3 protein-coding genes and 1 pseudogene are annotated in these 2,767 nt (G+C 54.3%); 3 read left to right on the forward strand and 1 reads right to left on the reverse strand.

Annotation, left to right across the window (positions count from 1 at the left end):
• Positions 1 to 161 precede the first annotated feature (161 nt).
• Entirely contained in the window at positions 162 to 353 is a 192-nt protein-coding gene (locus tag WM40_RS26235) for a type II toxin-antitoxin system MqsR family toxin (protein ID WP_024906285.1), read from the forward strand.
• A 2-nt stretch (positions 354 to 355) separates the two neighbouring features.
• Complete coding sequence (locus WM40_RS26240) at positions 356 to 757, forward strand: type II toxin-antitoxin system MqsA family antitoxin (RefSeq protein WP_024906286.1); 402 nt, start codon at positions 356 to 358, stop codon at positions 755 to 757.
• 378 nt (positions 758 to 1,135) lie between these two features.
• Here WM40_RS26240 and WM40_RS26245 read toward each other — a convergent pair whose 3' ends face one another.
• A complete protein-coding gene (locus WM40_RS26245) occupies positions 1,136 to 1,996 on the reverse strand; it encodes an IS110 family RNA-guided transposase (protein ID WP_461786674.1) in 861 nt (286 codons plus the stop codon).
• A 432-nt stretch (positions 1,997 to 2,428) separates the two neighbouring features.
• Between WM40_RS26245 and WM40_RS26250 the strand changes: the two are divergent.
• Positions 2,429 to 2,683, forward strand: a pseudogene (locus tag WM40_RS26250) (transposase); the annotation flags it as partial.
• Between the last annotated feature and the right edge of the window lie 84 nt (positions 2,684 to 2,767).

Consider the following 2,767-nt stretch of genomic DNA (forward strand, 5'->3'; position numbering starts at 1 on the left):
CTCAGTCGGCGTGGCGTACCTGATGGCTGTCGTGCGTCGAGCTTCATGTTTATAAGGAGTCGTCTCAGAAAACGGAAAAAAACAGCACGCTAAACTGCAATCGGGCGGAACCTCACACTAACCAACTTGCCAAAATAAACCAACTAGGTTAGAGTTGTTATATGGAAAAACGCACGCCACATTGCAAGCTGCCGGTCGTTAAAGCCTTGGTGGAACGTGGCAAGGTGCGCACCACCCATGCCGATCACACGGTATGGCAGGACGTATATCGCCCCAGCACCCATGCGGGCGATGTGTATCTGAAGCTGACGGTCATTGATGATGTGCTGATCGTGTCCTTCAAGGAGCTATGACGATGAAATGCCCTGTTTGCGGCGCGGCCGAACTGATCCATGATACGCGCGACCTGCCCTATACCTACAAAGGTGAATCTACCGTCATTGCTGCAGTGACGGGCGAGTTCTGCCCGGCTTGCGCGGAGTCGGTTTTGGACGCCAAGGAATCGAACCGCGTCATGCGCGAAATGCGCGCCTTCTCCAAGCAAGTAAACGCGGCGATCGTCGATCCGGGCTTCATTACAAACGTGCGCAAGAAGCTCGATCTTGACCAGCGCGAAGCGGCCGAAATCTTCGGCGGTGGTATCAATGCCTTCTCGCGCTATGAGAACGGCAAGACCAAGCCGCCGTTGGCTTTGGTGAAGCTGTTCAAGCTGCTGGATCGTCACCCCGATCTGCTTGATGAGGTGAGAGCGGCCTGATCGTCGATCTTGCCGTTCCCGCATAAACAACTAATTTTGTATATAATTTTTTATATCAACTAAATCATTCAATACATTGATTATATTACGTTTTTATAAACACAGCCTTTAAACTAATCTATGGTCACCCCCGTTTTTGCAAGGCCGATTTCTGACTCGGTGGGTTGGCTCGCTTAAATCTATTCGGCGTCGTCATGGAGAGCTTCCTCCCGCGCCATGATGAGATTCGCGCCTGGCAGTCCTGTAAAGTTGTGCGGCCTGAGAGGGCCGATTAGTTGATCAGGTTTTCTGCCAGGCCGTTGTGCCGTTCACGTCATCACATTTCAGCTATCGCAAAACCAGGTAGTTGTTACAGGTAAAACTGTCTTACCACGGACGTCATGCCGCCTTTGCGGCGCCGTCGTCAAACGTTGTATGTCGCGTCGCGAGCGCCCAGGCAGTTCGCGCTAGCTTGTTGGCCAGAGCGCAAGCCACCACGTTTGTGTGTCGCCGCGTGAGCATCGCGCGTACCCACTCTGCAAGCGGCCCGGTGCGCTTTTCCAATCTGAGCATGTAAGCCCGTGCGCATTGCACGAGCAGACGTCGCAGATTCCTGTCTCCGCGTTTGCTGATCCCGAGCAAATTCGAGCGACCACCGGTGCTGAACTGCCTCGGCACCAAGCCGACAGACGCGGCGAAGTCTCTACTGCAAGCGTACTGCTTACCGTCGCCCATTTCGCTGGCCAGCACGCTTGCCGTCACGGGGCCAACGCCCGGAATGGAGAGCAGGCGCTGCCCGAGATCATCGGCGGCCAACTGTCTGGCGATTTCCTTTTCGATATCGGTGATCTGTGTCTCTAGATATTTGAAATGGGCGTGCAGTCCCTCGATAATCGTGACAAATTGCCTAGGAAGCGAATGATCCGCTGACGCTGCGGGCAGGCGCGTGATCGCCGTACGGCCAACGGGCAAGCTGATACCGAACTCCAAAAGCAAGCCGTGGATTTGATTGATGGTCTTGGTCCGGTCTCGAATGAAGGACTCGCGCACGCGGTGCAGCGCAGAAAGCGCTTGCTGCGCTTCAGTCTTAGGCGAGACAAACCGCATCGAAGGGCGAGAGGCGGCCTCACAGATGGCTTCCGCGTCGACGAAGTCATTTTTATTGTTTTGACGAACGGACGGACGAATTGTGGTGAAATCAGCTTTATATTGTGGCCAAAGCCGCCAAGTTTGCGTGCCATGTAATGCGCGCCGGCGCATGCTTCCATGACGACTGTACACACCTGGAACATGGCGAAGAATTCAAACAACTGTTTGCGATTTACTTTTTTTCAGAACTGCATGCCCATGCTGGTCCTAGCCGTGCAGATGGAAGGAATGCTTGCCTAGATCGATGCCAATAAGCGTGACGCTTTGCATGATGGTCTCCCGAAGGTTCGCTACGTCAGTAAAGCGTAACCGATGAGGGGGTGGGGGTGACCATCCCATTAGTTGTAGCCATGTCAGCGCCTACAGGAGCGACCTCTATGGCACGGCACCCCAGAGGCATGGTTCGAAATCACAGTGACCTCACGGAATCCGCTCCTCGACAAGCGCTTGATGTATCAGATTGGGTGCCGATTGATGAGCATGTGCTTTCGGGAGTGTCAGGAATTTTGTGTGTGAGGCTACCATTATGGAAATGGAGCCGTTATGCCACGCAAACCCAAGACACCACCACGCGAACTGCCGTCAATCCCTAAAGAGCTTATCGACCAATTGGCCTCTGGCCCCATGACGGCGGGTTCCATTGAAGATCTGTCCGCCGCCTTGAAGAAGGCGCTCATCGAGCGCGCTCTGGGCGCTGAACTCGGCCAACATCTGGGCTACGAGCCCGGGGCTGAGAAGCCCGCAACGGCCACGAATCAGCGCAACGGGCACAGCGCTAAGAGGCGGTTTCAGAAAGACTTGAAAGGCTCTGTTAATTTTATAGACATCCTGTTAGCCTAGGCCATCGTGATGACGAGACCAAGGGATGAACAAGCCAATGAT

The organism is Robbsia andropogonis (assembly GCF_000970345.1).
In the GTDB taxonomy this organism is placed as follows: domain Bacteria; phylum Pseudomonadota; class Gammaproteobacteria; order Burkholderiales; family Burkholderiaceae; genus Robbsia; species Robbsia andropogonis.

Excerpts from the sequence above, each read along its gene's own strand:
- WM40_RS26240 (WP_024906286.1), top strand. The coding sequence starts at position 356 with ATGAAATGCCCTGTTTGCGGCGCGGCCGAACTGATCCATGATACGCGC.
- WM40_RS26235 (WP_024906285.1), top strand. The coding sequence starts at position 162 with ATGGAAAAACGCACGCCACATTGCAAGCTGCCGGTCGTTAAAGCCTTG.
- WM40_RS26245 (WP_461786674.1), bottom strand. The coding sequence starts at position 1,996 with ATGCGCCGGCGCGCATTACATGGCACGCAAACTTGGCGGCTTTGGCCA.